Annotated in this window: 3 protein-coding genes and 1 pseudogene; 3 read left to right on the top strand and 1 reads right to left on the bottom strand. The window is 62.6% G+C overall.

Annotation, left to right across the window (positions count from 1 at the left end):
- Positions 1-348: pseudogene (locus tag QZ522_RS18065) on the top strand (valine--tRNA ligase); the annotation flags it as partial.
- A 156-nt stretch (positions 349-504) separates the two neighbouring features.
- Here QZ522_RS18065 and QZ522_RS18060 read toward each other — a convergent pair.
- Positions 505-2,847: a UvrD-helicase domain-containing protein gene (locus QZ522_RS18060; RefSeq protein ID WP_294614874.1), complete on the bottom strand. Its 2,343-nt coding sequence runs from the start codon at positions 2,845-2,847 to the stop codon at positions 505-507.
- Positions 2,848-2,959: 112 nt separating this feature from the next.
- On the opposite strand from QZ522_RS18060, the gene QZ522_RS18055 reads away from it, so the two are divergent.
- Entirely contained in the window at positions 2,960-4,108 is a 1,149-nt protein-coding gene (locus QZ522_RS18055; protein ID WP_294614872.1) for an alpha-hydroxy acid oxidase, read from the top strand.
- A gap of 51 nt (positions 4,109-4,159) precedes the next feature.
- The coding region (locus QZ522_RS19105) for a biotin carboxylase N-terminal domain-containing protein (RefSeq protein ID WP_365353917.1) at positions 4,160-4,346 on the top strand (187 nt) is incomplete at its 3' end.

The raw sequence follows: 4,346 nt of genomic DNA, 5'->3' as shown, positions 1-4,346 counted from the left end.
GCCTGGGAGCGTAACGAGGCGATGATCAAGCGCCTGGCGCGCATCGACAGCCTGACCGATACCGAGGCCTTCCCCAAAGGCTGTGTCACCATCGCGGTCGAAGGCGGCAGCTTTGGCTTGCCGCTGGCCGATATCATCGACGTGGGCGAAGAAAAGGCGCGGCTCGAAAAGACCCTCGGCAAGCTCGAAAAAGAGCTTGGCGGTCTGCGTGGTCGCCTCAACAACCCGAAATTCGTCGCCTCCGCCCCCGATGAGGTGGTCGACGAGGCGCGCGAAAACCTGGCGCTGCGTGAGGAAGAAGAAGGCAAACTGCGCGCCGCCCTCTCCCGTCTGGCGGAACTCGGCTAATATCTGCGCGCCCTTCCCTGCAACGAGGGGCGCGCCCCTTGCCGGGCTGGACCAAAAGAGTTTTGGGCCTCCGGCGGGGATATTTGGAGCAAGAAGAAGCACACCGGCTTTCATCTTTCCCTAAATACTCACCTTCAGACCGGCAGGCGCCTGAGGTCAGAAGGGCACATCATCCGTGCCGGTTATGAAACGTGCCACAACCTTTTTAACCCCGGCCTTTTCGAATTCGATTTCGAGCTTGTCACCCTCGATCCCGATAATTTCGCCATAGCCGAATTTCTGGTGGAAGACGCGTTCGCCCATGGAATGGGCGCTGACGGCCTGCAGGTCGATTACGGTCTTGCTGGCCTCACGAGGCTGGCTGGCCGGACGCTCGACGCTGCGGGTCTGAAGGCGGCGCCAGCCGGGCGAGTTATAAACGTTGGCCTCGGCGGCGCGGGTCTCGATACTGCTGTTCATGCCAGCCGCGCCATAGCCGCCACCATAAAGGCCCGGCGGGGTCAGCACCTCGACGTGGTTCTCAGGCAACTCGTCGATAAAGCGCGAGGGCATCTGGCTTTGCCATTGGCCATAGACCCGGCGGTTACCGGCAAAGGAAATCGTGCAGACCTCTTCGGCGCGGGTGATGCCGACATAGGCAAGTCGGCGTTCTTCCTCGACGCCGCGCAGCCCGCTTTCATCCATCGAGCGTTGCGAGGGGAAAAGCCCGTCTTCCCAGCCGGGCAGGAACACGACCGGAAATTCAAGGCCCTTGGCCGCATGCAGGGTCATGATCGAAATCTTTTCGCCGTCCTCGCCCGCCTCGTTGTCCATGATCAGGCTGACATGTTCGAGAAAGCCTTGCAGGTTCTCGAATTGCTCCAGCGCCTTGACCAGTTCCTTGAGATTCTCAAGCCGCCCCGGCGCCTCGGGTGTCTTGTCGTTTTGCCACATCCCGGTATAGCCGGATTCATCAAGGATCATCTCGGCCAGCTCGATATGGCTGATGTCCTTGTCGCCGGTCATGCGGCCCCAGCGGGCCAGACCGTCGATCAGTTTGCCCAGTTCGGCAGCGCCCTTGCCGCCCAGCCCCTTTTCGGCAAGCAGGATCCGCGCGCCTTCGATCAGCGGAACGCCATTGGCGCGCGCGGTCATCTGGATTTTCTGCTGGGCCTTGTCGCCAAGGCCGCGCTTGGGGGTGTTCACGATCCGCTCGAACGCCAGATCGTCGACGGGCGAGGTGACCAGCCGGAAATAGGCCATGGCATCGCGGATTTCCATGCGCTCGTAAAAGCGCGGGCCACCGATGACGCGATAGGGCATGCCGATGGTCAGAAAGCGGTCCTCGAAGGCGCGCATCTGGTGAGAGGCACGCACGAGGATCGCCATTTCATCAAGCGAAAAGGCGCGCAACCCGCGGGTGCCGCCCTGCATTGCATCGACCTCCTCCCCGATCCAGCGGGCTTCTTCCTCGCCGTCCCAATGGCCGATCAGACGGACCTTTTCGCCCTCCTGCGCATCGGTCCAGAGCTCTTTGCCAAGCCGCCCCTTGTTGCCCGCAATCACGCCGGAGGCCGCCGCAAGGATATGCGGGGTCGAACGATAGTTCTGCTCCAGGCGGATCACCGCCGCGCCGGGAAAATCCGCCTCGAACCGCAGGATATTGCCCACTTCGGCGCCACGCCAGCCATAGATCGACTGATCGTCATCGCCGACGCAGCAGATATTCTTGTGCCCCGCCGCCAGAAGCCTCAGCCACAGGTATTGGGCGACGTTGGTATCCTGATATTCGTCCACCATGATGAAGCGGAACCAGCGCTGGTATTGCGCGAGGATATCGTCGTGGGTCTGAAAGATGCTGACCACATGCAACAGAAGGTCGCCGAAATCGACGGCGTTCAGCTCGATCAGGCGGGTCTGATACTGGCGATAAAGCGCAGGCCCCTTGCCGTCATAGGTGCCCGCCTCGGCGGCGGGCAGGTTGTCGGGCGTCCAGGCGCGGTTTTTCCAGTTGTCGATAACCCCGGCAAGCACGCGCGCGGGCCAGCGTTTGTCGTCAATGCCCGCCGCCTGTACCAGTTGCTTCAAAAGCCGAAGCTGATCGTCAGAGTCCAGAATGGTAAAGTTGGACTTGAGGCCGACAAGCTCGGCGTGGCGGCGCAGCAGCTTGACACAGATCGAATGAAAGGTGCCAAGCCAGGGCATGCCCTCGGCGGGTTGCCCCAAAAGCTGCCCCACCCGGTTCTTCATCTCGCGCGCGGCCTTGTTGGTAAAGGTCACCGCCAGTATCTCGTTCGGGCGCGCCTTGCCGGTATTGAGCATATGCACGATCCGCGTCGTCAACGCCTTGGTCTTGCCGGTGCCGGCCCCGGCCAGCATCAGGACCGGGCCGTCGACGGTTTCGACCGCCTTGCGCTGTTCGGGGTTGAGCCCCTCAAGATAGGGCGAGGGACGCGCCGCCATGGCGCGGGCCGATAGAGAGGCGCCCTCAAAGGCGTCGGATTCGTCATATGTGCTCATGGGCGCGACAATAGCGCGGCCTCGCCCCGAGATAAAGAGATGTTCGGGGATTGTTCCCATGGTTTTGCACCCCTGCATGAGGCGCTGGACAAGTCCCTGAAAACCCGCACAAATGCGGGATATGGACCTGCATTCAAAATACCCCGCCCTGTCTGACCTGCGCACGCGTGCGATGGGTCGTATCCCGCGTTTCGTCTGGGAATATCTCGATAGCGGCACCGGGGTCGAAGCCACCAAGGCGCGCAATCGCGAGATGCTGGATCGGGTGCGGCTGATGCCGTCAATCCTGCATGGCGAATTCACGCCCGATATCACCGCGCCGCTTTTGGGGCAGGTGCATGCGCTTCCGGTGGGGATTGCCCCGGTCGGGATGTCGGGGCTGATCTGGCCGGATGCCGAACGCAAGCTTGCACGCGCCGCGACAAAGGCCGGCATTCCCTATGCGCTCTCGACGGTGGCGAGCCAAAAACCCGAAGAGGTCGGCCCGCACCTGGACGGGCAAGGCTGGTTTCAGCTTTATCCGCCGCGCGACCCGGATATTCGCACCGATATGTTGCGCCGGGCCCGCAACGCCGGGTTCAGCGTTCTGGTGCTCACCGTCGATGTGCCGGTCGGAAGCCGGCGCGAACGTCAGACGCGCTCTGGCTTGACGCAGCCGCCGAGACTGACGCCGCGCCTTTTGGCACAGGTTGCGCGGCGCCCGGCCTGGGCGCTTGGCATGGCGCGGATGGGCATGCCCCGGATGCGGCTGATTGATGATTACGCGGGCGGGACCAAGGGGTTGCCGTCGAACAAGCATGCCGGTTACCTTTTGCGCACCTCGCCGGACTGGGACTATCTGCGCTGGCTGCGTGACGCCTGGGAGGGGCCGATCGTGGTCAAGGGCGTGCTCAACGGCGAAGACGCGCGCGCGCTTGAGGCTGAGGGCGTTGATGCGCTCTGGGTGTCGAACCACGCGGGGCGCCAGTTTGACGCCGCCCCCGCCACCATCGAGGCCCTGCCAGAGGTGCGCGCCGCCACCGGCCTTCCGGTGATCATGGATGGCGGAATCGAAGGCGGGCTGGACGTATTGCGCGCCATCGCCCTTGGGGCGGATTTCGTGATGATGGGACGCGGCTGGCATTTCGCATTGGGCGCGCTTGGTTCCGGGGGACCGGCGCATCTGGCCGACATACTGGCCGCCGATCTTGCCGCAAACATGGGGCAGCTTGGCACAAAGACCCTGTTTGACGTGCGTGACCGCCTGATCCCGACCGGGTAATAAGCCCTACCCGCGCGGTCAGGAAATTTCCCCACCCGGGAAATACTCGGCATGGCGGATTGCGCAAACCTTTCACAAATCCTACAAGATCATTGTGCCGCAACGCGGCATGAGCCCCGCGCCACACAAAGACAAGACATACCGAGGGAACAGACCATGGCCGAATTCAAGAAAATTCTGATTGCGAACCGTGGCGAAATCGCCATTCGCATCATGCGCGCCGCCAATGAAATGGGCA

This window comes from uncultured Roseovarius sp. (assembly GCF_913054395.1).
GTDB lineage: Bacteria > Pseudomonadota > Alphaproteobacteria > Rhodobacterales > Rhodobacteraceae > Roseovarius.
This window is presented reverse-complemented; position numbering and strand designations above follow the sequence as displayed.